The sequence below is a fragment of the Streptomyces sp. NPDC000983 genome (assembly GCF_040299205.1).
GTDB lineage: Bacteria > Actinomycetota > Actinomycetes > Streptomycetales > Streptomycetaceae > Streptomyces.
Window position 1 is genome coordinate 229,525 of record NZ_JBEPBM010000009.1, and the last position, 25,903, is coordinate 255,427.

General features: G+C 72.5%; 26 protein-coding genes. 16 read left to right on the plus strand and 10 right to left on the minus strand.

Annotated elements, in window-relative coordinates:
* The first annotated feature begins 103 nt into the window (after positions 1-103).
* The 3 genes from ABT296_RS13395 to ABT296_RS13405 all read left to right on the plus strand — a co-directional run bounded on the left by ABT296_RS13395 (position 104) and on the right by ABT296_RS13405 (position 4,386).
* Positions 104-1,339 (plus strand): DUF6777 domain-containing protein, encoded by a 1,236-nt coding sequence (locus ABT296_RS13395; protein ID WP_351926499.1) that lies wholly within the window; start codon positions 104-106, stop codon positions 1,337-1,339.
* A gap of 69 nt (positions 1,340-1,408) precedes the next feature.
* Entirely contained in the window at positions 1,409-3,496 is a 2,088-nt protein-coding gene (locus ABT296_RS13400; RefSeq protein WP_351926501.1) for a SpoIIE family protein phosphatase, read from the plus strand.
* Positions 3,497-3,522: 26 nt separating this feature from the next.
* Positions 3,523-4,386: an Fpg/Nei family DNA glycosylase gene (locus ABT296_RS13405; RefSeq protein ID WP_351926503.1), complete on the plus strand. Its 864-nt coding sequence runs from the start codon at positions 3,523-3,525 to the stop codon at positions 4,384-4,386.
* Positions 4,387-4,433: 47 nt separating this feature from the next.
* On the opposite strand, the gene ABT296_RS13410 is transcribed toward ABT296_RS13405, so the two are convergent.
* The 3 genes from ABT296_RS13410 to ABT296_RS13420 form a co-directional block, all read right to left on the minus strand.
* Positions 4,434-5,087 carry a zf-HC2 domain-containing protein gene (locus ABT296_RS13410; RefSeq protein WP_351926505.1) on the minus strand — a complete coding sequence of 218 codons (654 nt, stop codon included), beginning with the start codon at positions 5,085-5,087 and terminating at the stop codon, positions 4,434-4,436.
* Positions 5,088-5,311: 224 nt separating this feature from the next.
* Positions 5,312-5,827 (minus strand): hypothetical protein, encoded by a 516-nt coding sequence (locus ABT296_RS13415; protein ID WP_351926507.1) that lies wholly within the window; start codon positions 5,825-5,827, stop codon positions 5,312-5,314.
* Between the two features lie 135 nt (positions 5,828-5,962).
* Positions 5,963-6,508 carry a sigma-70 family RNA polymerase sigma factor gene (locus tag ABT296_RS13420; RefSeq protein WP_351926509.1) on the minus strand — a complete coding sequence of 182 codons (546 nt, stop codon included), beginning with the start codon at positions 6,506-6,508 and terminating at the stop codon, positions 5,963-5,965.
* Between the two features lie 211 nt (positions 6,509-6,719).
* On the opposite strand from ABT296_RS13420, the gene ABT296_RS13425 reads away from it, so the two are divergent.
* The gene (locus ABT296_RS13425; protein ID WP_351926511.1) at positions 6,720-7,877 is read left to right on the plus strand and encodes a CapA family protein; all 1,158 of its coding nucleotides are present in this window, start codon (positions 6,720-6,722) and stop codon (positions 7,875-7,877) included.
* A gap of 1 nt (position 7,878) precedes the next feature.
* Here ABT296_RS13425 and ABT296_RS13430 read toward each other — a convergent pair whose 3' ends face one another.
* Positions 7,879-8,352, minus strand: a complete 474-nt coding sequence (locus tag ABT296_RS13430) for a MarR family winged helix-turn-helix transcriptional regulator (protein WP_351926513.1) — start codon at positions 8,350-8,352, stop codon at positions 7,879-7,881.
* A 57-nt stretch (positions 8,353-8,409) separates the two neighbouring features.
* On the opposite strand from ABT296_RS13430, the gene ABT296_RS13435 reads away from it, so the two are divergent.
* A complete protein-coding gene (locus tag ABT296_RS13435; RefSeq protein WP_351926515.1) occupies positions 8,410-9,225 on the plus strand; it encodes an alpha/beta fold hydrolase in 816 nt (271 codons plus the stop codon).
* 57 nt (positions 9,226-9,282) lie between these two features.
* Here the strand turns inward: ABT296_RS13435 and ABT296_RS13440 are convergent, their stop codons facing one another.
* Complete coding sequence (locus ABT296_RS13440; protein WP_351926517.1) at positions 9,283-9,744, minus strand: universal stress protein; 462 nt, start codon at positions 9,742-9,744, stop codon at positions 9,283-9,285.
* Between the two features lie 265 nt (positions 9,745-10,009).
* Between ABT296_RS13440 and ABT296_RS13445 the strand changes: the two genes are divergently transcribed.
* A complete protein-coding gene (locus ABT296_RS13445; RefSeq protein WP_351926519.1) occupies positions 10,010-10,858 on the plus strand; it encodes a polysaccharide deacetylase family protein in 849 nt (282 codons plus the stop codon).
* 30 nt (positions 10,859-10,888) lie between these two features.
* On the opposite strand, the gene ABT296_RS13450 is transcribed toward ABT296_RS13445, so the two are convergent.
* The gene (locus ABT296_RS13450) at positions 10,889-11,551 is read right to left on the minus strand and encodes a class F sortase (protein WP_351926521.1); all 663 of its coding nucleotides are present in this window, start codon (positions 11,549-11,551) and stop codon (positions 10,889-10,891) included.
* Positions 11,552-11,893: 342 nt separating this feature from the next.
* Here ABT296_RS13450 and ABT296_RS13455 point away from each other — a divergent pair, with 342 nt between their 5' ends.
* Positions 11,894-12,379: a hypothetical protein gene (locus tag ABT296_RS13455; RefSeq protein ID WP_351926523.1), complete on the plus strand. Its 486-nt coding sequence runs from the start codon at positions 11,894-11,896 to the stop codon at positions 12,377-12,379.
* Between the two features lie 96 nt (positions 12,380-12,475).
* On the opposite strand, the gene ABT296_RS13460 is transcribed toward ABT296_RS13455, so the two are convergent.
* The 3 genes from ABT296_RS13460 to ABT296_RS13470 all read right to left on the minus strand — a co-directional run bounded on the left by ABT296_RS13460 (position 12,476) and on the right by ABT296_RS13470 (position 14,145).
* Positions 12,476-13,000 (minus strand): hypothetical protein, encoded by a 525-nt coding sequence (locus tag ABT296_RS13460; protein ID WP_351926525.1) that lies wholly within the window; start codon positions 12,998-13,000, stop codon positions 12,476-12,478.
* 232 nt (positions 13,001-13,232) lie between these two features.
* Positions 13,233-13,997 carry a bestrophin-like domain gene (locus ABT296_RS13465; RefSeq protein ID WP_351926527.1) on the minus strand — a complete coding sequence of 255 codons (765 nt, stop codon included), beginning with the start codon at positions 13,995-13,997 and terminating at the stop codon, positions 13,233-13,235.
* 16 nt (positions 13,998-14,013) lie between these two features.
* A complete protein-coding gene (locus ABT296_RS13470; protein WP_351926529.1) occupies positions 14,014-14,145 on the minus strand; it encodes a hypothetical protein in 132 nt (43 codons plus the stop codon).
* 334 nt (positions 14,146-14,479) lie between these two features.
* Between ABT296_RS13470 and ABT296_RS13475 the strand changes: the two genes are divergently transcribed.
* The 4 genes from ABT296_RS13475 (at position 14,480) to ABT296_RS13490 (ending at position 19,211) form a co-directional block, all read left to right on the plus strand.
* A complete protein-coding gene (locus ABT296_RS13475) occupies positions 14,480-14,965 on the plus strand; it encodes a hypothetical protein (protein ID WP_351926531.1) in 486 nt (161 codons plus the stop codon).
* Positions 14,966-14,981: 16 nt separating this feature from the next.
* Positions 14,982-15,938: an SCO0930 family lipoprotein gene (locus tag ABT296_RS13480; RefSeq protein ID WP_351926533.1), complete on the plus strand. Its 957-nt coding sequence runs from the start codon at positions 14,982-14,984 to the stop codon at positions 15,936-15,938.
* Positions 15,939-16,266: 328 nt separating this feature from the next.
* Positions 16,267-17,079, plus strand: a complete 813-nt coding sequence (locus tag ABT296_RS13485) for an SAM-dependent methyltransferase (RefSeq protein WP_351926535.1) — start codon at positions 16,267-16,269, stop codon at positions 17,077-17,079.
* The gene (locus ABT296_RS13490; protein WP_351926537.1) at positions 17,076-19,211 is read left to right on the plus strand and encodes a putative bifunctional diguanylate cyclase/phosphodiesterase; all 2,136 of its coding nucleotides are present in this window, start codon (positions 17,076-17,078) and stop codon (positions 19,209-19,211) included. The genes ABT296_RS13485 and ABT296_RS13490 overlap by 4 nt, the downstream gene beginning before the upstream one ends.
* A 220-nt stretch (positions 19,212-19,431) precedes the next feature.
* On the opposite strand, the gene ABT296_RS13495 is transcribed toward ABT296_RS13490, so the two are convergent.
* Positions 19,432-20,316: a LysR family transcriptional regulator gene (locus ABT296_RS13495; protein WP_351926539.1), complete on the minus strand. Its 885-nt coding sequence runs from the start codon at positions 20,314-20,316 to the stop codon at positions 19,432-19,434.
* A 121-nt stretch (positions 20,317-20,437) separates the two neighbouring features.
* On the opposite strand from ABT296_RS13495, the gene ABT296_RS13500 reads away from it, so the two are divergent.
* From ABT296_RS13500 to ABT296_RS13520, 5 genes are all read left to right on the plus strand, one after another.
* On the plus strand, positions 20,438-21,109 hold the full coding sequence (locus ABT296_RS13500) for a succinate dehydrogenase (RefSeq protein ID WP_351926541.1): 672 nt from the start codon (positions 20,438-20,440) through the stop codon (positions 21,107-21,109).
* A 1-nt stretch (position 21,110) separates the two neighbouring features.
* Complete coding sequence (locus ABT296_RS13505; RefSeq protein ID WP_351926542.1) at positions 21,111-23,057, plus strand: fumarate reductase/succinate dehydrogenase flavoprotein subunit; 1,947 nt, start codon at positions 21,111-21,113, stop codon at positions 23,055-23,057.
* Positions 23,054-23,803, plus strand: a complete 750-nt coding sequence (locus ABT296_RS13510; RefSeq protein WP_351926543.1) for a succinate dehydrogenase/fumarate reductase iron-sulfur subunit — start codon at positions 23,054-23,056, stop codon at positions 23,801-23,803. The genes ABT296_RS13505 and ABT296_RS13510 overlap by 4 nt, the downstream gene beginning before the upstream one ends.
* 206 nt (positions 23,804-24,009) lie before the next feature.
* Entirely contained in the window at positions 24,010-24,783 is a 774-nt protein-coding gene (locus ABT296_RS13515; RefSeq protein ID WP_351926545.1) for a GNAT family N-acetyltransferase, read from the plus strand.
* A 293-nt stretch (positions 24,784-25,076) separates the two neighbouring features.
* Complete coding sequence (locus ABT296_RS13520; protein WP_502977240.1) at positions 25,077-25,799, plus strand: lysophospholipid acyltransferase family protein; 723 nt, start codon at positions 25,077-25,079, stop codon at positions 25,797-25,799.
* The last annotated feature ends 104 nt before the right edge of the window (positions 25,800-25,903 follow it).

The window sequence follows — 25,903 nt, forward strand, 5'->3', positions numbered from 1 at the left end:
GCCGCCCCGTCACCGACCGTGCCCGCCCGCTCCGGTTGCGTGACCCGTGCGGGTGAAGAAGACAATAGTGACGATCTGCCCCAGAAGAGGCGGGAGCACGTCGGTGCGAACACCCACCGCAATACTGGTCATGGTCTGCGCCCTCGCCCTGGCGTTCCTCGCCCTCGGCCGCGGCCGGGACGCGCGGGACACCCCGGTCGGCGCGGACCTGCTGCTCCGGCCGCTCGCGGCACGCGGGCCCGACCCGTTCACACCCTCCACGGCCCTCCCCGGCCCGGCGCCCGTCATCCGGACGCCGCACGAGGGAGCCACCGCGCCGCGGTCGCTGCCCGGCTCCCTGCCCGGTCTGTACGGCGGCACGGTCCGCGTCGGCTCCTGCGACGTGCACCGGCAGATCGCCCACCTCACCGCCGACCCCGAACGGGCCCGCGCCTTCGCCGGGGCCGCGGGCATCGTCCCGGCGGCCCTCCCCGACCATCTGCGCCGTCTCACGCCGGTCGTGCTGCGCGCGGACACCCGGGTCTCCGGCCACGGATACCGCGCGGGCCGGGCGACCTCGCACCAGTCCGTCCTCCAGGCCGGCACGGCGGTCCTGGTGGACGCCCGGGGCGTGCCGCGGCTGCGCTGCGCCGACGGCAGCCCGCTGAAGCCGCCGGTCGGCGCGGACGGTGGCCCCGGCACCCGGGGCGGCGCGTGGGCCGGCTACCGGCCCGCCGAGGTCGTCGTGGTGACGGCGGCACCCCGGCCGCTCACCGATCTCACCCTCCTCGACAGCGCCGACGGCACCTGGATCGAGCGGCGGATCGGACACGACGTCCGCCACGACCGGACCCTGCCCCGGCCGACGCTCCCGGCGGCTCAGGACGGGCGGCTGCCCGCGCGCGAGGTGCGCGCCGAGCCCTCCGACGCGGACGCGTCGGCGACGGCCCCGCCCGACTGCCCGGCCGCCGCCGTCACCGGCGACGCGGAGCCCGGGGAACCGGCCGTCGACGCCGAGCCCGGCGCGCGGTCCCCCGCGAGCGCGGCCGACTGCCCCGCGGCAGCCACCGCCACCGCCCCGGACACCCCACCGGGCCCGTCGGTACCGCCGCCCGGCGAACCCGCCGAGCCCCGCCCGCCCGGCCAGGGCGCCGCAACCGTCCCCATCGCGCCGGACACCGGTACGACCCTGCCCGACGACCCCGGCGCCTCCCTCGGCCTCCCCGACGAGCCCGGCCCCGAATCCGTACCGGAGCTGCCCGACGCGCCCGACGGGGGCGGTCTGATCCCCGACGATCCGGAGGCGCCGCCGGTCAGGGCCGGGGACCTCGGCGGCCCGGCCGGCGGCTCCGGCGGCTGAGGGGAGCGGGCCGTGAACAGTCGACCCGCCCCAGTCGAAGAATCGGACAAATACTGGCAAGGTGGGCGCATGGTTGATCGGGGAGCGAGCGCCCTGTCACTCCCGGACGACTGGCCCGCCCACCCGGACCCGATTCTGGCGCTCAACCGCATGGGCAGCTTCGACTGGGACCTGGACGCCGGCCTGTTCCACATGGACGCCCAGGCCCACGAGGTCTTCGACCTGCGCCCCGACGAGTTCGACGACCGCCCGGCGAGCCTCGGCGTCCGGGTCCCGACGGCCGAGGGAATCCGCCTGGACGCCGCGGTCTCGCAGGCGATGAAGGACGGCAGCGAGAACTACGGCGCCTACTTCCGCATACGCCGCCGCGACGGCACCCTGCGCTGGACCCACACCCAGGGGTACATCCGGCGGGACGAGACGGGCCGCCCGCGCCGCATCATCGGCATCGTGCGCGACGCCACCCAGGAGCTCAGCGACAGCGAGGCCCGCAGCGAACAGGCCGCGCTGGACGAGGCCCGCCGCCAGCAGACGAACGTCGTGGCGCTGACCACCGCCGCGCTCGCCCACGCCCGGACCGTCCAGGACGTGATCGACGTCCTCAAGGACACCAACGGGCTGATCCACCTCGGCGCCACCAGCCTCGTCATGGGGCTGGTCGAGGCGGGCCGCATCCGGCTGATCGCCGAGGGCCCGGCCGGCAGCTTCGTCCCCGGCACCCGGGTCACCGGCATCGAGGAGCCCTACCCGATGAGCGAGGTCGTCCGCACCCTCGCCCCCCGGTTCATCGAGTCGCCGGACGAGTTCGCGCACGGCTACCCCATCCTGTGGCCGCACATCACCGGCCTGGCCGTCACCTCGGCCGCCTATCTCCCGCTGATCGCGCAGGGACGGCCGATCGGCGCCATGGGACTGCTCTACAGCGACCGGCACGGCTTCTCCGCCGAGGACCGCAACGTCCTGGTCGCCCTCGGCAGCAGCATCGCCCAGAGCCTGCAACGGGCCATGCTCTACGAACAGGAGAAGGACCTGGCGACCGGGCTGCAGCAGGCCATGCTGCCGCGCACGATACCCAGCGTCCCCGGCGCCGACGTCGCCGTCCGCTACCGCGCCGGCACCGCCGCCGGCACCCTCGGCCGGGACATCGGCGGCGACTGGTACGACCTGATCCCGCTGCCCGGCGGCCGGGTCGGCGCGGTCATCGGCGACGTCCAGGGCCACGACACCCACGCCGCCGCCGTCATGGGCCAGCTCCGCATCGTGCTGCGCGCCTACGCCGCCGAGGGGCACACCCCGGCCACGGTGATGGCCCGCGCCTCGGTCTTCCTGCACGAACTGGACACCGACCGCTTCGCGACCTGCCTGTACGCCGAGGCCGACCTGTCCACCGGAGTGGTGCAGGTGGTGCGCGCCGGGCACATCGACCCGCTCGTACGGCAGCCGGACGGCACCTGCCGGCGGGTCGCCGTCCAGGGCGGTCTGCCGCTCGGCCTGTCCGCCGAGTTCGGGCGGCTGGAGTACCCGGTGCGGACCGTGGAGCTGGACCCCGGGCACACCCTGCTGCTGTGCACCGACGGCCTGGTCGAACAGCCCGGCTTCGACCTCGACGAGGGCATGCGCACCCTCGCGGCCCTGGTCGGCCAGGGCCCCGACGACGTGCGCACACTCGCCGACCGGCTGATCGAGATGGCCGAGGAGCGCGGCGGTGACGACGACGTGGCGCTGCTCCTGCTGCGCCGCCGCGGACCGGACGCCCCGCGCACCGGCGGCCGGCTCCAGCAGCATGTGCCGCCCGGCGATCCGGACGCCCTCTCCCAGGCCCGGCACATGATCCGGGCCGCCGTGCGCGCCTGGAGCTCCGGCGACAGCGCCGACGAGATCGAACTGGTCGCCGACGAGCTGATCACCAACGCGCTGATGCACACCGAGGGCTCCGCCATCGTCACCCTGCGGGTCCTCACCGGTTCCGAGCCGAGACTGCGGGTGGAGGTGGAGGACTCCTCCAGCGCGCTGCCCCGGCGCCGGGAAGCGGGCGACGAGGGAGTCTCGGGCCGGGGGCTGCTGCTGGTGGAACTCCTCGCCGACGAGTGGGGCGTGGAGGCGCGCGGCGGCGGCAAGTGCGTGTGGTGCGAGTTCCGCGTCCCGTCCCGGAACTGAGCCGCCACCGGTGGCACCCTGGACGCATGCCGGAACTCCCCGAGGTGGAAGCGCTCAAGGAATTCCTCACCGAACACCTGGTCGGCCACGAGATCGTCCGGGTGCTGCCGGTCGCGATCAGCGTCCTGAAGACCTACGACCCGCCGCTCGCCGCGGTCGAGGGGCACCAGGTCACGGCGGTACGGCGGCACGGCAAGTTCCTGGACCTGGAAACGGACGGGGGACCCCGGCTGATCACCCACCTGGCCCGCGCGGGCTGGCTCCAGTGGCGGGACCGGCTGCCCGACGGCCCGCCCAGGCCCGGCAAGGGCCCGCTGGCGCTCAGGGTGGCGCTGGAGACCGGCGCCGGCTTCGACCTCACCGAGGCCGGCACGCAGAAGCGCCTGGCGGTGTACGTGGTGCCGGACCCGCATCTGGTGCCCGGGATCGCCCGGCTGGGGCCCGACCCGCTGGCCGACGACTTCGACGAGGCCCGTCTGGCGGACCTGCTGAAGGGCGAGCGCCGGCAGATCAAGGGAGCCCTGCGCGACCAGTCCCTCATCGCGGGCGTCGGCAACGCCTACAGCGACGAGATCCTGCACGCGGCGCGGATGTCCCCCTTCAAACCGGCGGGCCGGCTGACCCCGGAGGAGACCGGCGTCCTGCACACGGCCCTGCGCACCACGCTCACCGAGGCGGTGGCCCGCTCCCGGGGCCTCGCGGCGGGCCGGCTGAAGGCGGAGAAGAAGAGCGGCCTGCGCGTCCACGGCCGTACCGGCGAACCCTGCCCGGTCTGCGGCGACACCATCAGGGAGGTGTCCTTCAGCGACTCCTCCCTCCAGTACTGCCCCACCTGCCAGACGGGCGGAAAGCCCCTGGCGGACCGGAGGATGTCCCGCCTGCTGAAGTGAGGGCGGCTGCCAGGGCCCTTCTGACGGATCTCCGTGGCAGAAGGAGCCTAGCCCGCGTCCACCGTCACCAGGTGCTCCCCGTCGGAGGTGCGCACCTCGTAGCGGGAGATCTCGTCGGCGTGGAAGGCGGCGGCGCCCATCATGGTGTTCTCGCGGGCGTCGTGGTGGGCCACCGTCCAGTTGGTGAGCACCTGCTCCGAGCCGTCGCGGCCGACGGCGACCAGCCGGCAGGCGCGGGGGCCGGCCGCGTCCTTCACCTTCAGTTCGACCTGGGTCCCCCAGGGCAGGTCCTCGGCCGTGACCTGGGCCCACACCCCCGAGCGCTCGTCGGTCGCGGCGACCCGGCGGGCGGCCGTGTCGCCGTCCGCCACCATCATCGCGACGCCCGGCGCGGCGAGCGCGACGGCCGCCGAGGCGGCGAGGCCGTACAGCAGGCTCCGGCGGCGCAGCCGGTTGCGGCCCGCCACCTCGCCCAGCAGGCGGTCCAGCAGCCGCGGGCCGGGCTTGGCCATCGGGTGCACGGCGCGCGGGGTGGCCCGGCGGTACAGCATCAACTGCCGTGTGGCGGGACCGAATTCCGTCACATGCGCCGTGCAGCTGGGGCACTCCATGAGGTGATCCTCGAAGCGGAAGGCCTCCGCCTCGTCCAGCACGCCGAGTGCGTATGCGGCGACATCGCGATGCCTTTCCAGGGACCTCATGCGCAATCCTCGTGCCGTTGGGTGTGGGGTGGGTTACTCCTTGCTCCCATCCGTACGCAGCGGACCGCCGAATCACTCAAGCCCCACACAGAATCGCAACCTTGGGATTCGGAGCGGCCGGGGCGGCGGATTGGTCCCCTTCCGGAAAAAGTTTCCGGCCGCCCCTCCCGGGCGTCGCCACCGGGGAACGCCCGCTCGGCGGCACCGCCCGCGCGGGCCCGGTGTCAGAAGAGGTGGATCGCCAAGTGGCCCAGGGGAAGGCCGAGTTGCCAGGCCGGAGTCCAGACCTTCGGGCCGTCCTCCTCGCCCGTCACAGCGCCGCCGCCGGGGACCGCGTTGAGGTCCGGGGCGAGCAGTTCGGTCTCCTCCAGCCAGCGCCAGGCCGCCTCCGCCAGATCGAGGTCGGGGGTGGGGCCCCCGGACTCGATCGCCGCGGCGGCGAGCCGCGCCATGTGCTCGCACACCCAGTCCTGCCACGGCTGGTCGTAGGCGGTCAGCGACAGCCAGGTGTCCAGCTGCGAGACGACCCGGATACCGGGGAGTTCGCCGCCGGTGTCGGCGAGGAAGATCGTCAGCGCCAGCGCGTCCCGCCCGGCGCGGAACTCGAAGGACGTCGGCGGCATCAGGTCGCCGGTCCGCAGCAGCTCGTCGGCGATGTACTCGGCGTACAACCACGCCATGGGGACGGTCAGTTCACCGCCGCCGGCGCCGTCCGTGCTCTCTTGGCCTCTGTGCAGCATCCCTTCCTGCCTTCCTCCGGTGCGTACGCGTCGCCCGACCCCGGGCTCCAGTCCGGAACACGGATGAAGACAGCCGATTACTCAACCATGGTCCACGGCAAGGCGCTTTACGGAGGTTTGACTCAGCCGACGGTTTCAGCGCAGGTCGGCCGCGTAACCGGGAAGCACCCGGCGCAGGGCGCGCAGCGCGTAGTACGCGCGGGACTTCACGGTACCGGCAGGTATGCCCAGGGTCTGCGCTGCTTCCGCCACACTGGCCCCCTGGAAGTACACGAGCACCAGGACTTCACGGTGCTGCGGAGTGAGAGTCTTCACAGCCTCGCGCACATCGAGGGTCGCGGCCGCCCGTTCGGCGTGGTCCGCGCAGACCCGGGCGTTCTCCAGGATCGCGTCGCCCACCTCCGGGGGCCGCGCCTGCCGGGCCCGCCGCGCGTCGATGGCGAGCCGCCGGCCGACGGTGAGCAGCCAGGGCCGTACGGAGTCGAAGTCGTCGGCGCGCAGGGCCTCGGGGTGCTGCCAGGCGCGTACCAGGGTCTCCTGCACCAGATCCTCGGCGCGCTGCCGGTCCCCGTCGCAGAGCCTGAGCAGCAGCGCGAAAAGAGGCCGGCCGTGCTCGCGCTGCAGTGCGGCGAGCTCGTGCTCGGCGGTCGTCCCGTTCACAAGACTGGTTCCGGCCGTCATGGCCGTATGGCATCGCAGGGCGGCGTCCGGGGACAGGCCGCGCACACGGGTCTGCGACGGACGGTCGATCGCGTCGACGAACGGTTCGACGAACGGTTCCGTCCGTATCCGGCGCGGGGCCGGACGGGCTAATGGGCGTGTCGGAACCCGTTCCCGAAGCGTCGTAATTCTTACCTATTGATGTGTAAATACGACTACATCGGGGTGAGTGATGATCGCACGCAGCCGACAGGTGGCCCTGGCCCTGACCGCCCTCCTCGCGGCGGGCGCGGCCTGCCAGGCCGACCGCCACGAGTCCCCGGGGCGTCCCGCCCCCTCCGCCGCGGACGCCCGCGAGTCCCGCGGTTTCACCCTCGTCGCCTCCGGTGACGTCCTCCCGCACACCTCGATCATCGACCGGGCCCGCTTCGACGCGGACGGCACCGGCTACGACTTCCGCCCCATGTTCGCCGGGGCGGCGCCGGTCGTCGGCCGCGCCGACCTGGCCCTGTGCCACATGGAGACCGTCTACGGCGCGAACGGCGACTACACCGGCTACCCCGCCTTCAAGTCCCCGCCGGAGATCGCCGCGGCCCTCGCCGCCACCGGCTACGACGGCTGCTCCACCGCCTCCAACCACAGCCTCGACGACGGCGCCGCCGGCATCCAGCGCACCCTCGACGCCCTGGACCGGGCCGGGGTGCGGCACGCCGGGTCGGCCCGCACCGAGGAGGAGGCCCGCACGGTCACCGTGCTGCGCGCGGGCGAGGCCCGGGTCGCGCACCTCGCCTACACCTACGACACCAACGGCTATCCGCTCCCCGCGGGGCAGCCCTGGGCCGTCAACCTGATCGACGAGAACAGGATCCTCGCCGACGCCCGGGCCGCCCGGCGGGCCGGCGCCGACGTGGTCGTGGTCTCCGTGCACTGGGGCACCGAGTGGCAGGACACCCCCGACGACCGGCAGGTGACCCTCGCGCGCTCGCTCACCGCCGCCCGCACCGGCGGACGCCCCGACATCGACCTGATCCTCGGCACCCACGCCCACGTCCCGCAGGCCTACGAGAAGGTCAACGGCACCTGGGTGGTCTACGGCATGGGCGACCAGATCGCCGGCCAGATGTCCAACCACACCGGCACCCCCGACCCCCGCGGCAACCAGTCCACCATCGGCCGCTTCACCTTCGCCCCGCCCGCCGGGCCCGGCGGGCGCTGGGAGGTGACCCGCGCCGAGTTCCTCCCGCAGCTGTTCGACATCGACGCCGGGCGCGTGGTGAACCTCAACAGGGCGCTGAAGGACGGCGCCGACGTCCTCGGCGTGCGGGACCGGATCCGGGAGGTGGTCCTCAGCCGGGGCGCCGGGAAGGACGGGCTGGTCATGGGGGAGTAGCTCAGTCCACGTCCACCTGGTCGAAGGTCCTGAGTATCTCGGACAGCACCTTGACGCAGGCCCGCAGGTCGGCGTCGGTCAGCCCGCCGCCGACCTGCCGGTTCAGCGCGTGCTCGCGGGCGAGGACGGCGGTGATCAGCTCCTCGCCCGCCGGTGTCAGACGGATCAGCGAGGAGCGCTGGTGCGCCGGGTTGGGGATGGACTCCACCCAGCCGCGCTCCGCCGCCTCGTTGACCATGCGCTGCATGAACTGCCGGCTCAGCGCCACGATCCGGCCCATCTGCGGCACCGTCAGGGGCCCGTGCCGCCGCAGCAGATCCAGCACGGCGCGCACCCCGACCGACGCGCCCTCGATCTGCTCGCCCTGCTCGACCTTGCGGAAGACCCGCCGGTAGAGCGGGCCGACCAGGTCGTACACCTCGTTGAGGCGGTGGCCGAGTTCATCGGGGTCCAGGGGGGCATCGGTGGCGTCCATCCGCCCATCATGACACCTGGGTTGCCAAATCGAGGACAGGATGACACCTTGGTTGTCATGACTGTTGCTTCGGATCTGCGCCTCCACCCCTCCGCCGACGGCGACCTCGCCTACCTCGACACCGGCTCCGGGGACTTGGTGGTCCTGCTGCACGCCGGGTTCGTCGACCACCGCTTCTGGGCCGAGCAGATACCGGCGCTCGCCGCCGAGTACCGGGTGATCGCCCCTGATGTACGCGGCCACGGGTTCTCGGCCAACGCGAGCGCGCCGTTCCGCTGGGCCGACGACCTCGCCGGACTGCTGCGCCACCTCGACGCCGGGCCCGCCGTCCTGGTCGGCGTCTCCATGGGCGGGGTGATCGCCACCGAGACGGCACTGGAACACCCCGGGCTCGTCCGCGCCGTCGTCAGCTGCGGCGCCGCGACCGGCGACTTCGAGTACACCGACGACTGGACCCGAGCGCTCCAGGCCGAGTACGCGCGCACCCTGGGCGCCGGCGACGTCGAGGGCTGGCTCGCCGCCTTCCTGCGCGTGGTGCCCGGCGAGCACCGGACGGCCGACCAGGTCGACCCGGAGATCGCGCGCCGCCTCCGCGACCTCGCCCTGCACACGATCATGAAGCACGCCCCGGGCGAGCGGGACTGGCACGTCCGCGTGACCGGCACCCGGCCCCGCCTCGCGGAGATCGGGGTACCGCTGCTCGCCCTCAACGGCAGCCTGGAACCGGCCGCCCTGCTCGACGCCGCCGACCGCATGGCCCGGACCGTCCCCGACGGACGCGCGCTCCTGCTGGAGGGCGTCGGGCACTACCCGAACCTGGAGCGGCCCGAGGAGTTCAACCGCGTCCTCCTCGACTTCCTGCGCGCCCTGTGACCCTCCCCGGGCGGGAATCCCTCTGTCGCGACGCCGCGGAGATCCGTCAGAGGGGCCCTACGGCACCACCGTGACCGGCCAGCGCCCCGCCTTCACCAGCCGCACCGCGACCGAGCCGACGATCCGGTGCCCGGCCTGCTCCGAGGCGCCGACGACCACGGCGTCCGCCTTGAGGTCGTCGGCCGCCTTCGTCAGCCCGCCGTACGGATCGCCGCGGAAGGTGTGGAACTCCCAGCGCACGTCGAATATCCCCTTCACGCGCTCGGTCGCCTCCCGGATCTCGGCCACCAGGGTCTGGGCGATCTCGTCGGTCACCTCGGCGACCGGCGCACCCAGCGCCGCGCCCGCCGGCATCACCGGCTGCACGTAGACCACGGCGAGCAGCGCGTTCTGACGCCGGGCCAGACCGCCCGCGTAGGCGGCGGCCCGCATCGAGGAGTCCGAGCCGTCCACGCCGACGAGGATGACCTTCGGCCCGTCCGTACCCCGCTCGAACCGGTGCGCTTGCTGTTCCGTCACGGGCCAGAGGCTATCGGAACCCGCGGTTCACCCCCGCGACGGGAGGGCCCGGCCCTCTCGCGGGCGCCGCCCCGGCGGAGGGAGCCGCGGGACCCCTCGTCCGGCAGGCCCGTCGGGCCCGCCGGTGCCGGATGCCCGCCCGCCGAGGCACATTTCGCGCGGGGCGCCACCGCTGACGGTCCGTCATCGCTCGGGCGGGTGGAAAGCTGCGCCCGGACTGGTGCCCCCGTGGTGCGCCGGTCTCCCGGCGGGCGACTGATGAGTCATGCAGAAGGATCAGTTGCTCACCCGGCTGCTCACCCGCCGCCGGGCCCTGCTCGCCGGCGCCGCCGCCGTCTCGGCGGCCGGCACCGCGGGGCTGTACGCCCTCGGCGCCGACGCCGAGCCCGTCAGGCCCACCGCCCCGGCCGCCGGCCCCCAGGCCGCCCGCGCACTCAAGCCCTCCGCCTACCGACTCCAGCCCCTCACCGGCTACGGCGCGCCCGCGGCGGCGCCCGGCCGCACCCTGGTCCGCCGCGCCCCGCTGCTGCGGATGTCCGGCCGCGGCCGCACCATGGTGCTCACCTTCGACGACGGCCCCGACCCCCGCTACACGCCCGCGATCCTCGACATCCTCGCCGAGTACGAGGTGCGCGCGATGTTCTTCGTCTGCGGCGAGATGGCCGCGGCCCACCCCGGCCTGCTGGCCAGGATGTCCGAGGAGGGCCATGTGGTCGGCAACCACACCTGGTCCCACCCCCTGCTCACCCGGCTGACCCGACGTCAGATCCGCTCCCAGATGGAACGCACCTGTGACGTCATCGAGGAGGCGTACGGCGAACGCCCCGAGTGGTTCCGCGCGCCCTACGGCGCCTGGAACCGGGCCGCGTTCCAGATCGGCGCGGAACTGGGCATGGAGCCGCTCGCCTGGACCGTCGACACCCTCGACTGGACCGCACCGGGCACCCGGAGCATCGTCGGCCGGGTCGAGAACGGCGCCGCCCCCGGCGTCGTGGTGCTCTCGCACGACGCCGGGGGCGACCGCTCCCAGAGTGTTCACGCGCTGCGGGACTATCTGCCCGAGCTGCTCGATTCCGGCTACCACGTCACCGTCCCCGTACGGCAGTACACCTGACGGCCGTCCGCCCGCCCGGCCGGGGAACGCTCAGCGGACCTCGACCAGGCGGGCGAAGGCGACGACATTCCCGTCGTAGCCGTTCTGCTTGGAGAATCCGCCGCCGCAGGTGATGACGCGCAATTCCGCGGAACCCTTCGAGGCGTAGACCCGGTCGCCGGGGAAATTGTTCTTCTCGAACACCTCGATGCCGTAGATCTCGAACACGGCCGTCTTTCCGTCCTTGCGCGCCACCTCGACGCGATTTCCCTTCTTCAGGGCGCCGAGTCCGTAGAACACGGCGGGGCCCTGCTGATTGTCGACGTGCCCCACGACGACCGCGGTGCCCTTCTCGCCGGGCGACACCGCGCCGGTGAACCAGCCCGCCAGGTTCGGGTCCTCCGGGGGCGGGGCGTCGACCCAGCCCGCGGTGTCCAGCCCGACCGCCATCACCGGCGCGTCGACCTGGATCGCGGGGATCCGGACCCGGTCGGGCACCGCGTAGGGCAGCGGCGCCGCCGCCCCCGCGAACGTCCCGCCCGCCACCCTGCCGTCGGCCGCCGCGGCCGACGCGGGCTGCGGGGGCCCCACGTCGAACTCGCCCGAGCCGTTGCGAATGAGCGCGAGACCGGTCAGCAGAACAAGCGCTATCACGCCCCAAGGAGCACGCTTCCTGCGCTGCTCCTCCTCTTCGGCCAACTCGTACGCAGACATCCGATTCCCCTCTCGACGCGGCCGTCGCCCCGTCATTCGCGCATACGAGAACGCTAAGCGCCGGGATGGGAACCGGCGACGGGTGCGGATGCGAACGGGTGGCCCGCATCCCTTTCGGCAGGCGCCGGTGCGCCATCCGAGTTGCCGTGACCAGGAAATTTCTGACGGTCCGTGACCTGCGGCAATATCCGATTGTGCGCTTTTCCTTCGGCGTGTCCTCTCACCAGGACGGACCATTCTCGAAATGCGGGCCGTAGCCGGGCATCTGAGGGTCTTTCTGGGAGGCGCTTTCTCGCCGATCCACCGGGGACGGTTCCCGGGGCGTCTTCCGCGGAGGATCAGATGCGCAACTCTCGTGCCCTGGCGGTGTCAGCGGCGGCCGTCGCCGCCCTCGGGTTCGCCGCTCCCGCGGCCGTCGCGTGGGACAGCCCGAGCAACATCGTCGCCCTGCCCGGCGTCATCGCCCGCGGCGGCCAGATGACCATCACCGTCGACGGCTGCCGCGACGGCGGTACCGCGACCTCGAACGCGTTCCCCTCGACCACCCTGTCGCCCGTCCACGGCGCCAACGAGACCTCGAAGGGCACCGCGACGATCAACAGCAACGCCAACCCCGGCACCTACGACATCACCGTCAACTGCTCCGGCAGGACGCTGACCCGCCCGGCCGCCTTCACCGTCATCGGCGGTGTGCGCGGCGGTATCGGCGGCAGCTCCACCGCCGGGGCCACCCCGACCGACGTCGCCATCGGCGGCGGTCTGGTGACGGCGGCCGTCGTCGGTGGCGGTCTGTTCTGGATGCGCCGCCGCTCCGAGAAGCGGATCTGAGCACCGCCCCTCGGGCATCGCACGGCACTCGGACCTTCGCCCCGGCCCCCCCTCTCGTGGGGGGAACCGGGGCGAAGGTCCGAGTGCGGGCCGGCGTCAGCCGCCGTCCTGCGAGGTGCGTCTGCGCGAGAGGTGGTACGCCGCCCCGACGGAACCGGCGATCAGCAGGGCGCCGAGGCCGATCTCCTGGAGGTCGAACCCGCCGACGGTGCCGCCCTCACCGGCGTGCACCCCGTGCGGCGTCACCGGATGGAGGGGCGCCGGCCGGCCGCCCGCGATGGTCAGCTCCGTCGAACCGGTGACGTTGTCGCAGGTGAATGACACCTGGTACGTCGCACCCGGCTTGGCGTCCCAGTCCACGACCGCCGTGGCCTGCGACTGATGCTTGTGGATCTTCACCGAGTCGAAGACCGCCGAGGAGACGATCGCCGGCCCCTTGCAGCCGCCGTCGTGCCGGTCGACCCGCAGCGTGACCTGCCCGCCCGCCGCGATCGTGGAGGGAAGGACGCTGAAGCCGAACGGCGTGATGTCGTCCTCGCCCCTCGCGGTGGCGGCGGGCGCGGCGAGCGTGAGGGCGGTCAGGCCCAGCAGTGCGGCCGAAGCGACGCGTATCGCGCGCATGGTGGTTCCTCCGGGTCCCCGAGGAGCAGCTGCGGACCTTTTCCGCTTGCGCCAGAAATGCACCTCGATGATCGAAACGCTAGGAAGGTGCGCACACCTGCGCGAACGCAGTCGTACGAATGGGGCAAGCGTGTGGGCCGCTCAGGGGACCGGCGTTCCTGCGTACGGGGGACGGCGACGGCGTGGTGCCCCGCCTTGCGGCCCCGCCCGGTCCGCGGCGGTTGAGTCCCCGTCAGCCCTTGATGCCGGGGAAGAGACTCAGGAACGGCTCCGCGGACGCCGTGACGCCACGGCTGTAGGGCGCGTCGAAGTCCCAGATGAGGAAGAGCAGGAACGCGATCAGCGCGGAGAACAGCACGGCGAGGGTCAGCTCGCGCGGAGTCCGCCGGATCTGCAGGGCCAGGATCATGCCCACGGTGATCACGGCCCCGGCGATCAGCCCGAACCACACCACCCCCGGCATGGTCTCGCCGGTCGAACTGGCCCGGGCGTTGCGGGCCTGGTCCGCCGCGGCCACCTGGTCCAGGAGCGGCTGGTACGCCTGGGCCTCGAAGTCGTCGCGCGGTTCGTAGTCGGTGACGTCCTCACGGACCCGCTGGAGCAGCTCGGTGCCCCGCTCGGTGACCTCGCCCCGGTCGGCCATCGCCTGCCACTCGGTGGTCACGACGTGTCCGACATAGGCGTTGACATCCTCCCGAATGCGGTCACGTACGTCCGGCGGGTACACCCGGACCCGCTCGGAGATCTCGTGCAGCGCGATCGCCTCCGACTGCACGTGGTCCTGTGCCGCGCTGCGCCCCTCCCAGACCCCGGCGATGGCCAGGCCGAGGACGATCGCGTAGACGACGCCGATCCACATCGTCATGTACTCGATGACGTCCGGGGTGTCGGAGGGGTCCTCGTCGTCGCCCGCCGTGCGATGGCGTACGAACGTGATGCCGATGACCGCGACGCACGCGGCGAGCATCGCGAGGGTGAGAACAAGCCATTCCGGCAAGGGGTGCCTCCAGGGATCAGCGGGGGCGCAGCGCGGCGACGGCGACGATCGCGGGCGCGGCGATGAGCAGGACGAAGGTGAGGGGTGCGGTGGCGCCGCGGGCCGGGGGCCGCTTGGCGGTCGCGTTGCGGTACCGGGGGTAGCGCACGGGGGCCGCCTCCGGGGCGGGGGCCGGCTTCGCCGACGGGGTCGGCGTGGGGGTGGGCGGGGGCGTCGGTGCCGGCGTGGGCGCCGGGGGCGGTGGCGGGGGAGTCGGCCGGGGGGCCGCGGGGGCGGGGGCCGGGGGAGGCGGTTCGGGGGTCGGGGTGGGAGGGGGCGTGGGCCTGGGGGGTTCGGGGGTGGGCTTCGGCGGTGGTGTTGGCGTGGGGGTGGGCTTCGGGGGCGGGGGAGGCGGCGGGGGTGCCGGGGTCGGGCAGGGGGTGGGGGGCGGTGGCGGGGGCGGGGGTGGTTCCGGGGTGGGGCACGACGGGGGAGTCGGCCAGGTGGCGCTGCCGGCGACGGCCACCGCCACGCTGCCGTCGGGCCCGGTGGAGGCGTACGCGCCGGCGCTGCCGGCGACGGCCACCGCCACGGTGCCGCCCGGCCCGGTGGAGGCGTACGCGCAGGCGTCGGCCTCGGCCGGTGCGGCCGGTGCCCCCACGAGCAGCCAGCTCAGCGCCAGTACCGCCAACACCCGGGAGGTGACGGCGGATTGGGTCGATTCGGGTCCATACACGCCCAAGATCCTGATGCCTGGCGGACGCAGGCGCGCCGTACTGGCGGGGGGATTGCCCCGAAGGAGGGAGGCGGGGTGCGGGCCGCTTGATCACCGGCCCGCTCGCGTGTCCACCGGCCCGATCGCCTGTGCGAACAAGGGGGAGTGCGCGGGTTCCGGAAAGAAATTTTTGGCGCGATTGAACACGACCATGGTCCGCATGCGTACCCATGGTCGTGCGGCGGCGCAGCAGGGCGCTGCAACACCCTTGTGATTATGGGGAGTTGACAATGAAGACCTCGTGGCGGAGCGCCTCGCTCGTGGTGAGCGCCGTGGCGGTGCTGGCGCTGACCACTGCGTGCGGTCAGGAGACCACCCCGCCGGCGAGCAGCCAGAACGTCGGTGCGACGGCAGCGGCCGACGGCTACGGGACCGCGGGCACGGGCCTGGGAACGGACGCCGGGTCCGGCACCGCCGGCGCGGGGGCGGCGGGCGCCGGGGCGCAGGCGACCGTGGCGGGCGAACTGTCCGTGTCCACCAACGCCGAACTCGGCAAGGTGCTGACCGACAGCGCGGGGCTGACCCTCTACCGCTTCGACAAGGACACCGCCGAACCCCCCAAGACCGCCTGCGAGGGCGACTGCGCCACCACCTGGCCCCCCGTGCCGGCGGACGACGCCTCGGCGGGTGCCGGTGTCGACAAGTCCCAGCTCGGCGAGGTGACCCGGGCCGACGGCACCAAGCAGCTGACCATCGGCGGCTGGCCGGCGTACCGCTACGCCAAGGACGTCAACGCCGGTGACACCAAGGGCCAGGGCGTGGGCGGCACCTGGTACGCGCTGGCCCCCGACGGCAAGAAGGCCACCCTGGCCGACCTGCCCGGACTGTCCACCCGCAAGGATCCCAAGCTCGGCGAGGTCGTCGTCGACAAGAACGGCATGACGGTCTACCGCTTCATGAAGGACGAGGCATGGCCGGAGCCGGTCTCCGCCTGCGTCGGCGCCTGCCTGGAGAAGTGGCCCGTGGTCGCGCCGGTCGCCAACGACGACACCAAGGGTGTGCAGAAGAAGGGCCTGATGAGCTTCACCCGGCCCGACGGCGCCAAGCAGCAGACCGTCAACTGCTGGCCCATCTACACCTTCGCCGGTGACAAGGCCCCCGGCGACACCAACGGTCAGGGCGTCGGCGGCACCTGGTACGCCGTGGCCCCCGACGGAAAGCCGATCGGCGCGCCGGACAAGGAGTAGCCGGGCGACGGCCCGGCCTGCGCCTGACGAACCGTCGGCGCGTGCCCGATCCCGGATCCACCCCCTCCGAACGGCACGGAGGGGGTGGATCCGTATGTGTGCGGCCGAAGTTCCGGCCGGAACCGTGACTCCGCGCGCCTCCGCGGGGTTCGGAACTCTGTGGAATGCTTCGGATGCATTTCGTAACGGAATCCCGTCCCGTGAATTCGGCACGTGCCGCAGGCGGTGACCGGGAACGGATGGTCAATTTCCGTTTCGGCTCGCCCCATTGGCAGGCGATCAGTAGCCTCAGCTCGAACACTGGATCGCCTGAGCCCTGGAGAGGTAGATGGAGCGTCCCGCGTGGGCACCACGGAGCATCGACATCTCGGTGCCGAGCGTCTCGCGAATCTACGACTACTACCTGGGCGGTTCGCACAACTTCGAGGTCGACCGGGAAGCCGCCCGCAGGGCCATGGACTTCATGCCGGGACTTCCCAAGATCAGCCAGGCGAACCGGGCGTTCATGCGCCGCGCGGTACGGTACGCGGCCGCCGAGGGCGTCACCCAGTTCCTCGACATCGGCTCCGGCATCCCGACCTTCGGCAACGTCCACGAGGTGGCCCGGGCCGCCAGCTCCGAGGCCCGCGTGGTCTACGTCGACCACGACCCGGTCGCCGTCGCCCACAGCCAGGCCGTACTGGAGGGCGACGAGCGCACCGACGTCCTCGCGGCCGATCTGCGCAAGCCCCGGGAGATCCTGGCGAGCCCTCAGCTGGAGCGGCTGATCGACCCGAACCGTCCGGTGGCCCTGCTGCTCGTTGCCATACTGCACTTCGTGGAAGACGCGGACGACCCGTACGCGGCGGTGGCCGAACTGCGCGACGCGTTCGCGCCCGGCAGCCTGCTGATCCTCACGCATGCCTCGTACGAGGGAATCCCGCTGTCCGCGGAGCGGGCCGAGGGCGCGATGGGCGTGTACAAGGACATCCGCAACCCGCTGATCATGCGCTCGCGCGACGAGATCGCCCGGTTCTTCGAGGGGTACGACATGGTGGAACCCGGACTGGTGCCGATGCCGCACTGGCGGTCGGACACCGCACCGGAGGATGAGGACCCCTGGGCCTTCTCCGGTTTCGCGGGCGTGGGGCGTACGGCGTGAGCGCGGAGCCGGACGGGCCGGAGGACAGACTGCGCCGGTTCGCGACGATCTGGAGCCGGGCCGTGTTCCCGGTGACCACCACCTCGTCCACCCGGCCGGAGTTCGAGAAGCAACTGCAGCCGCTCGCAAGGCGGTTGAGCGAGGCGCTGCGGGCGAGGACCTTCGACGCGAACGAGGGCAGGGCGGTCGGCGCCGCCCTGGTGGACGCGCACTGCACCGACCCGGAGGCACTGAGCCACAGCCTCGACTGCGTCGACGCCTACCTGGTGCTCTACTGCGGCGACGACTCCCCCCGGGAGGACCTGCGGGCCCGCAGCGCGCGGCTCCAGCACGCCATGGCGGCCGGCTACGCGCAGGCCCTGCGCGAGCGGACGCTGGCCGAGCAGGAGGCGATCTCCGCGGCCGCCCTGAAGGCGCAGGGCGTGGTCGCCCAGGCGCTGCACTCCAGCGAGGCCCGGTTCCGCGCGGTGTTCGAGGGCGCGGCGATAGGGATCGGCATCGCCGACCTCGAGGGGAACATGCTCCAGGTCAACGGGGCGCTGGTGCGGATGTTCGGCGGCGCCGAGCACCTGGTGCGCGGCCGCAAGGTCATGGAGTGGACACACCCCGAGGACGCGCCGCAGGTCTGGAAGCTCTACGAGGAACTCGTCCGCGGCGAACGCGAGCACTACCACGTCGAGAAGGCGTTCTACCGCCCCGACGGCACGGTCCTGTGGACCAACCTGACCGTCTCCCTGCTGCGTGACGCCGACGGCGACCCCGAGTACCAGCTGGTGCTCATGGAGGACACCACCGAGCGGCGGCTGCTCAACCTGCGGCTGCGCTACGAGGCCACCCACGACGCGCTCACCGGACTGCCCAACCGCACCCTGTTCTTCGAGCGCCTGGAGAAGGCGCTCGGCGCGGGCGCCGGCCAGCGCTTCGGCCTCTGCTACCTCGACCTGGACGGTTTCAAGACCATCAACGACAGCCTCGGCCACGCGGCCGGCGACCGGCTGCTGGTGGAGGTCGCCGACCGGCTCCAGACGTGCGCGACCGCGCCCGGCGAGATGGTCGCCCGGCTCGGCGGCGACGAGTTCGTCGCGCTGACCACCGGCCCCGACACCGAGAGCGAGGTCGACGACCTCGCCGCCCGCATCATGCACGCGCTGATCGCCCCGATCACCGTGGACGGGCGTGAGCTGACCGTGCGCGGCAGCATCGGCGTCGTCGAGGGCCCGGCGGGGGAGCGCAGCGCCGCCGAGGTGCTGCGCAGCGCCGACATCACGATGTACCGGGCCAAGTCGGCCGGCGGGAACCGCTTCGAGCTGGCCGACCCGGAGGCCGACGCCCGCGCCATCACCCGGCACGGGCTGACCACGGCCCTGCCCACCGCCCTGGACCGCGGCGAGTTCTTCATCGAGTACCAGCCGCTGGTGCACCTCGGCGACGGCGGGGTCCGCGGCGCCGAGGCCCTGGTGCGCTGGCTGCACCCGCAGCACGGCGTGCTCGGCCCGGACCGGTTCATCCCGCTCGCCGAGCACACCGGGCTGATCGTGCCGCTCGGACGCTGGGTGCTGGAGCAGTCGGTGCGCCAGGCCCGCGAGTGGCGCGACCGCCACACCGACGCGGGGCCGCTGCGCATCAACGTCAACCTCTCGCCCTGCCAGCTCACTCATCCCGGTCTGGTGCAGGACACCGTCGAGATCCTGGAGCGCACCGGGGTGGACCCCGACGCGCTCTGCCTCGAAGTCACCGAGTCGGCGTTGATCGGTGCCGACGACGACCTGCTCAAGCCCCTGCGCCGGCTGGCCGAGATGGGCGTGGACATCGCCCTGGACGACTTCGGGACCGGCTACTCCAACCTCGCCAACCTGCGCCGGCTGCCGGTGAGCGTCCTGAAGCTGGACCGCTCCTTCACCCAGAGCATGCAGCAGTTCCCGGCCGACCCCGTCGACCTCAAGATCGTCGAGGGGATCGTCTCGCTCGCCCACAGCCTGAACCTCGCGGTGACGGTGGAGGGCGTGGAAACCGGCGCCCAGGCCGAACAACTGCGCATACTCGGCTGCGACACGGCCCAGGGCTGGTACTACGCCCGCCCCGGCCCCCCGGACCGCCTCCACGACCTGGCATTGGTGGACGCCACGGGCTGAGGGGAAGCGCGCCTAAAGGGGGCGCGGGGAACTGCGCGATCAACCACGACGCACCCGCGCCCCGAATCGACGCGAACACACAACGGCGCGACCGGCACCGGTCACCGCCCAACAGGCCGAGCGGAAGCGCGCCTAAAGGGGGCGCGGGGAACTGCGCGATCAACCACGACGCACCCCGCGCCCCGAACGAAGCGCAAGAACAACGGCCCAACCGGGACGGTTACCGCTCCAACAACATCCGCTGAAGCTCCCGCGCAGCCCGAGGCGGAGCCACATCACTCCGATGCGCCAGCGCAATCGTCCGATGAAGCCCGGGCCGAGCCAACGGAGTGACCCGCAGCCCCCGCCCCGCCCGCGCGGCGACCATCCGGGGCACGACCGCCACCCCCAACCCCGCCCGGGCGAACCCCAGCACGGCATCCATCTCCCCGCCCTCCACCGCGAAGTCCGGCTCGAACCCGGCGGAGCGACACGCGGCGACGGTCAGCTCCCGCAGGTCGTACCCGTGCCGGAACATCACCAGCCGCTCCCCCTCCAGGTCGGCGATCCGCACGGTCCGCCGCCCGTGCCCCGGCTTGGGCGCGTCCGGCGAGGACACCACGACCAGGTCCTCCCGCAACAGCTCCACCGTCGCCAGCGCCGGCGACGGCGTCGGCAGGGGCAGCACCACCAGCGCCAGATCCAGCGCCCCCCGGGCCAGCTCCCGCACCAGGTCGTGCGAGCCGCCCTCCTCGATCAGCAGCCGGATGCCCGGGTAGCGGTCGTGGAAGGCGCGCAGCACGTCCGGCAGCAGACCGGTGCACAGGCTCGGCGTCGCCCCCAGCCGGATCCGACCGCTGCGCAACTGGACCAGCTCCTGGACCTCCAGCCGCGCTGTATCGGCGTCGGCCAGGATGCGCCGGGCCAGCGGCAGCAGCGCCTCGCCCGCGTCGGTGAGCGTGATGTTGCCGCGCGCCCGCAGGAACAGATCCGCGCCCAGCTCCCGCTCCAGCGCCTTGATCTGCTGGGACAGCGACGGCTGTGCGACGTGGACCAGATCGGCGGCCCGGGTGAAGTGCCGGGTCTCGGCGACGGCCACGAAGTACTGGAGCTGCTGGAACTGCATGGCCCCCACGATAGCCGTTGGCTATGGAAACGAGCCGGAGGATGTCTTGGACCGATCGGTCACCACCCCCGTAACTTCTGATGACATGGCTCTGGCAACGCGGACGGACCGACGACCGTCCATGGCACGCACGGTGTGGGACAGCTCCGTCGGCAAGAAGACCGTCATGGCGGTCAGCGGGCTGATCATGCTGTCGTATCTGGTCGTCCACATGATGGGGAACCTGAAGATCTTCTTCGGGGCCGGTGAGTTCAACGAGTACGCGCACTGGCTGCGCACGGTCGGCGAGCCCTTCATGCACTACGAGTGGACGCTCTGGCTCGTCCGGATCGTCCTGGTGGTCGCGGTGATCGCGCACGGCGTCTCCGCCTACCAGCTCAGCCGCCGCGACATCAAGGCGCGGCCCGAGAAGTACGTGCACAAGAAGGCGCGGTCCAGCTACGCCACGCGCACCATGCGCTGGGGCGGGATCATCCTCGCCCTGTTCATCGTCTGGCACATCCTGGACCTGACCACCGGCACCGTGCACTCGGGCGGCTTCCAGGAGGGACGCCCCTACCAGAACGTGGTGGACACCTTCTCCACCTGGTACGGCAACGTCATCTACATCGTGGCCGTGCTCGCCGTCGGCATGCACATCCGGCACGGCTTCTGGAGCGCCGCCCAGACCCTGGGCGCGGGCAGCCGCACCCGCGACCGAGCCCTGAAGACCGTCGCCAACGTTCTCGCGCTGCTGCTCACGTGCGGCTTCCTCGCCGTGCCCGTGGGCGTCATGACCGGAGTGGTGAGCTGACATGACCTACACCGACTACCTGACCGGCGAGCCGGTCACCGACACCAAGGCGCCCGAGGGCCCGGTCAACGAGCGCTGGGACAAGCGCCGTTTCGAGGCCAAGCTGGTCAACCCCGCCAACCGGCGCAAGCACACGGTGATCGTCGTCGGCACCGGCCTGGCCGGCGGCTCCGCCGGCGCCACCCTGGCCGAACAGGGCTACCACGTCGTCCAGTTCTGCTACCAGGACTCCCCGCGCCGGGCCCACTCCATCGCCGCGCAGGGCGGCATCAACGCCGCGAAGAACTACCGCAACGACGGCGACTCCGTGCACCGCCTGTTCTACGACACCGTCAAGGGCGGAGACTTCCGGGCCCGCGAGTCCAACGTCCACCGCCTCGCGCAGATCTCGGTGGAGATCATCGACCAGTGCGTCGCCCAGGGCGTGCCGTTCGCCCGCGAGTACGGCGGCCTCCTCGACACCCGCTCCTTCGGCGGCGTCCAGGTCTCCCGCACCTTCTACGCCCGCGGCCAGACGGGCCAGCAGCTCCTCCTCGGCGCCTACCAGGCGCTGTCCCGGCAGATCGCCGCCGGGAACATCGAGATGCACCCGCGCACCGAGATGCTCGACCTGATCGTCGTGGACGGACGGGCCCGCGGCATCGTCGCCCGCGACCTGATCACCGGCAGGATCGACACGTACTTCGCGGACGCCGTCGTCCTCGCCTCCGGCGGCTACGGCAACGTCTTCTACCTGTCGACGAACGCCATGAACTCCAACGCCACCGCCGTCTGGCGGGCCCACCGGCGCGGCGCCTACTTCGCCAACCCCTGCTTCACGCAGATCCACCCGACCTGCATCCCGCGCACCGGCGACCACCAGTCCAAGCTGACGCTGATGAGCGAGTCGCTGCGCAACGACGGCCGGATCTGGGTGCCGAAGGCCAAGGGCGACGACCGGCCCGCCAACAAGATCCCCGAGGACGAGCGCGACTACTACCTGGAGCGCATCTACCCCTCCTTCGGCAACCTCGTCCCCCGGGACATCGCCTCCCGCGCCGCGAAGAACGTCTGCGACGAGGGCCGCGGCGTCGGCCCCGGCGGCCAGGGCGTCTACCTCGACTTTGCGGACGCCATCAAGCGCATGGGCCGCAAGGCCGTCGAGGCCAAGTACGGCAACCTCTTCGACATGTACCACCGGATCACCGACGAGGACCCGTACAAGGTGCCGATGCGGATCTACCCCGCGGTGCACTACACGATGGGCGGACTGTGGGTCGACTACGACCTGCAGACCACGGTCCCCGGCCTGTTCGCGGTCGGCGAGGCCAACTTCTCCGACCACGGCGCCAACCGCCTCGGCGCCTCCGCGCTGATGCAGGGCCTCGCCGACGGCTACTTCGTCCTCCCGGCCACCATCAACGACTACCTGGCCCGCAACCCGCACCAGGAGTCGGTGACCACCGAACACCCCGCCGTCCAGGAGGTGCTGGCCGAGACCGAGGACCGCATCAACCTGCTGCTCTCCGTCGACGGCGACCGCACCCCCGACTCCTTCCACCGCGAGGTCGGCGAACTCATGTGGGAGTTCTGCGGCATGGCCCGCACCGACTCCGGACTGCGCAAGGCGCTGGAGCGCATCCCGCAGATCCGCGAGGAGTTCTGGCGGCGCATCAAGGTCCCCGGCACCGGCGAGGAGTTCAACCAGTCGCTGGAGAAGGCCAACCGGGTCATCGACTACCTGGAACTCGCCGAGCTGATGTGCCTCGACGCCCTGCACCGCGCCGAGTCCTGCGGCGGCCACTTCCGCGAGGAGTCCCAGACCGCCGACGGCGAGGCCGAGCGCCGCGACGACGAGTTCGGCTACGCGGCCGCCTGGGAGTTCACCGGCACCGGCGCGGCCCCCACCCTGCACAAGGAAGACCTGGTCTTCGAGTACGTCCACCCCACTCAGCGGAGCTACGCATGAAGCTCACCCTGCGCGTCTGGCGGCAGAAGAACGCCGACGCCGAAGGCGCCATGTCCACCTACGAGGTGGACGGGATCTCCTCCGACATGTCGTTCCTGGAGATGCTCGACACCCTCAACGAGGAGCTCATCCTCAAGGGCGAGGACCCGGTCGCCTTCGACCACGACTGCCGCGAGGGCATCTGCGGCGCCTGCTCCCTGGTGATCAACGGCGACGCGCACGGCCCGGAGCGGACGACCACCTGCCAGCTGCACATGCGGTCCTTCGACGACGGCGACACGATCGACATAGAGCCGTGGCGGGCCTCCGCGTTCCCGGTCATCAAGGACCTCGTCGTGGACCGGACCGCCTTCGACCGGATCATCCAGGCCGGCGGCTACATCACCGCGCCCACCGGGGCCGCCCCCGAGGCGCACGCCACGCCGGTGCCCAAGCCGGACGCCGACTTCGCCTTCGAGCACGCCGAGTGCATCGGGTGCGGGGCCTGCGTCGCCGCGTGCCCCAACGGCGCGGCGATGCTGTTCACCTCGGCCAAGATCAACCACCTGAACGTGCTGCCCCAGGGCGCCCCCGAGCGGGAGACCCGGGTGCTGGACATGGTGGCGCAGATGGACGACGAGGGCTTCGGCGGCTGCACCCTGACCGGGGAGTGCGCCACCGCCTGCCCCAAGGGCATCCCGCTGGTCTCCATCACCGGCATGAACAAGGAGTGGCTGCGCGCCACCCGGAAGGTCGGCAAGCGGTAGTGCCGTAGCGGCACAGTGAACGTTCGCCGAAAACGTGCGGACGAGCGGGGTCGGGAGGGTGCTCCCCGGCCCCGCTTCGCCGTGCGGCCCCTGCCATTCAACATCCTCACATCCGCTCTCCCGACGCCTGTCACGCGCCCGACGCCCGGCGTCGGAAGAACTGTTCCGGCCGCCCAACCGTCCCCGGCCGTGACCAGGAGAGAGCCATGAACGGCGTTTCCACCCTCGACCGCCCCCCGCAGCCGACGGCCCCCACCCGCTACACCGTCACCCTCGCCCGCACCGAGGACGACGTGCGCGCCGCACAGCGCCTGCGGCACGAGGTATTCGCCGGCGAGATGGGCGCCCTGCTGACCACCCCGCAGCAGGGGCACGACATCGATGCCTTCGACGCCTACTGCGATCACCTGCTGGTCCGCGAGACCGGAACCGGCCAGGTCGTCGGCACCTACCGGCTGCTGCCCCCGGACCGCGCCGCGGTCGCCGGACGGCTCTACTCCGAGGGCGAGTTCGACCTCGCCGCCCTCGACCCGATCCGCCCCGGACTCGTCGAGGTCGGCCGCTCCTGCGTCCACCCCGACCACCGCGACGGCGCGGTCATCGGCCTGATCTGGGCGGGCATAGCGCGCTACATGGTCGACAACGGCCACGAGTGGCTGGCCGGCTGCTGCTCCGTCCCGCTCGCCGACGGCGGCGCCCTCGCCGCCGCCACCTGGGACCGGGTCCGGGACAAGCACCTCGCGCCCGAGGAGTACCGGGTCCGTCCGCTGCTGCCCTGGAACCCCGAGGGCGTGATGCGTCCGCAGGGCCGCACCGAACTCCCGCCGCTGCTGCGCGGCTACCTCCGTCTCGGCGCCCGGGTCTGCGGGGAGCCCGCCCACGACCCGGACTTCGGGGTCGCCGACCTGTACGTGCTGCTGTCGATGCGGCGGGTCAACGCGCGGTATCTGAAGCACTTCCTCTCGCTCGTCCCCGCGTGATGAACCCGCTGCGTACGGGTGCGGCGGTCCTTCCGGCCGGCGGCCGGGGTCCGTCCCGGCGCTCCCGGCGCCGGGCCGCCGCAGCCGCCGCAGCCGCCGGAGCCGCCGGAGCCGCCGGAGCCGCCGCAGCCGCTGCGGTCGGGGCGGTCGGGGCGGTCGCCGTGCCTCGGCCGGTCGTGCCGAGCAGTGCCTGGCTGCCCACCGCGCCCTGCTCGCCGCAGGTGTGCGTCTCGGCGGCCGGGCGGGGTCTCGCGGACCTGCCGCGGGCGGTCCTGCGGCTTGGTGCGCTGCTGGTGACGGTGCTGGTGGGGGTTGCTGTGCTGCCGGTGGCCGGGGTGGTTCCGGCGCGGCGCCGCGACGCGCTGATCCGGGGGTGGAGCCGGGCCGTGGTCCGGGCCTCGGGGGTGCGGGTGCGGGTCACGGGTGGTGCGGTCGCTCCGGACGGGGGGTTGCTGTTGGTCGCCAACCACATCTCCTGGTTGGACATACCGCTGCTCGCGGCGGTCCGGCCGGCCCGGATGCTGGCCAAGGCCGAGATACGGGGGTGGCCGGTGGCGGGGTCGCTCACCGCGGCGAGCGGGGCCCTCTTCATCGAGCGGGACCGGTTGCGGGAACTTCCGCGGACGGTGGGGCGGATCGCCGACGCGCTGCGCTCCGGTGCGGCGGTGGTCGCCTTTCCGGAGGGGAGTACGTGGTGCGGGCGGGCGCAGGGGGTGTTTCGGCGGGCGGTTTTTCAGGCTGCGCTTGATGCGGGGGTGGCTGTGCAGCCGGTTCGGGTGCGGTACCGGGTGGAGGGGGGTTCGGTGAGTACCGCGCCCGCGTTCGTGGGGGAGGACTCCTTGTTTGCCTCGGTGTGGCGGGTGGTTGCTGCGCGGGGGGTGGTGGCGGAGGTTGAGATTCGGCCGTGCGTTGCGGTGGGGGCGTATGCCGATCGGCGGTCGCTTGCTCGTGCCGCGCAGGGGGTTTCGGTGGGTGTTGGGGTGGCTCGGGACCATGTGGACCTGGCGGTCGGCTAGGTCGTGGTCCGGGTGCGGCGCCGTCGTGGTTCGTGGCGCAGTTCCCCGCGCCCCCAGGTGTGTGCGGCTGGCCGTCGGTTGCTTGGGTGCGGCGGTGTTGTGGT

Excerpts from the sequence above, each read along its gene's own strand:
- ABT296_RS13400 (WP_351926501.1), top strand. The coding sequence starts at position 1,409 with ATGGTTGATCGGGGAGCGAGCGCCCTGTCACTCCCGGACGACTGGCCC.
- ABT296_RS13420 (WP_351926509.1), bottom strand. The coding sequence starts at position 6,508 with ATGACGGCCGGAACCAGTCTTGTGAACGGGACGACCGCCGAGCACGAG.
- ABT296_RS13455 (WP_351926523.1), top strand. The coding sequence starts at position 11,894 with ATGCGCAACTCTCGTGCCCTGGCGGTGTCAGCGGCGGCCGTCGCCGCC.
- ABT296_RS13485 (WP_351926535.1), top strand. The coding sequence starts at position 16,267 with ATGGAGCGTCCCGCGTGGGCACCACGGAGCATCGACATCTCGGTGCCG.
- ABT296_RS13405 (WP_351926503.1), top strand. The coding sequence starts at position 3,523 with ATGCCGGAACTCCCCGAGGTGGAAGCGCTCAAGGAATTCCTCACCGAA.
- ABT296_RS13505 (WP_351926542.1), top strand. The coding sequence starts at position 21,111 with ATGACCTACACCGACTACCTGACCGGCGAGCCGGTCACCGACACCAAG.
- ABT296_RS13425 (WP_351926511.1), top strand. The coding sequence starts at position 6,720 with ATGATCGCACGCAGCCGACAGGTGGCCCTGGCCCTGACCGCCCTCCTC.
- ABT296_RS13460 (WP_351926525.1), bottom strand. The coding sequence starts at position 13,000 with ATGCGCGCGATACGCGTCGCTTCGGCCGCACTGCTGGGCCTGACCGCC.
- ABT296_RS13445 (WP_351926519.1), top strand. The coding sequence starts at position 10,010 with ATGCAGAAGGATCAGTTGCTCACCCGGCTGCTCACCCGCCGCCGGGCC.
- ABT296_RS13415 (WP_351926507.1), bottom strand. The coding sequence starts at position 5,827 with ATGCTGCACAGAGGCCAAGAGAGCACGGACGGCGCCGGCGGCGGTGAA.
- ABT296_RS13435 (WP_351926515.1), top strand. The coding sequence starts at position 8,410 with ATGACTGTTGCTTCGGATCTGCGCCTCCACCCCTCCGCCGACGGCGAC.
- ABT296_RS13450 (WP_351926521.1), bottom strand. The coding sequence starts at position 11,551 with ATGTCTGCGTACGAGTTGGCCGAAGAGGAGGAGCAGCGCAGGAAGCGT.
- ABT296_RS13495 (WP_351926539.1), bottom strand. The coding sequence starts at position 20,316 with ATGCAGTTCCAGCAGCTCCAGTACTTCGTGGCCGTCGCCGAGACCCGG.
- ABT296_RS13410 (WP_351926505.1), bottom strand. The coding sequence starts at position 5,087 with ATGAGGTCCCTGGAAAGGCATCGCGATGTCGCCGCATACGCACTCGGC.
- ABT296_RS13515 (WP_351926545.1), top strand. The coding sequence starts at position 24,010 with ATGAACGGCGTTTCCACCCTCGACCGCCCCCCGCAGCCGACGGCCCCC.
- ABT296_RS13430 (WP_351926513.1), bottom strand. The coding sequence starts at position 8,352 with ATGGACGCCACCGATGCCCCCCTGGACCCCGATGAACTCGGCCACCGC.
- ABT296_RS13500 (WP_351926541.1), top strand. The coding sequence starts at position 20,438 with ATGGCACGCACGGTGTGGGACAGCTCCGTCGGCAAGAAGACCGTCATG.
- ABT296_RS13510 (WP_351926543.1), top strand. The coding sequence starts at position 23,054 with ATGAAGCTCACCCTGCGCGTCTGGCGGCAGAAGAACGCCGACGCCGAA.
- ABT296_RS13480 (WP_351926533.1), top strand. The coding sequence starts at position 14,982 with ATGAAGACCTCGTGGCGGAGCGCCTCGCTCGTGGTGAGCGCCGTGGCG.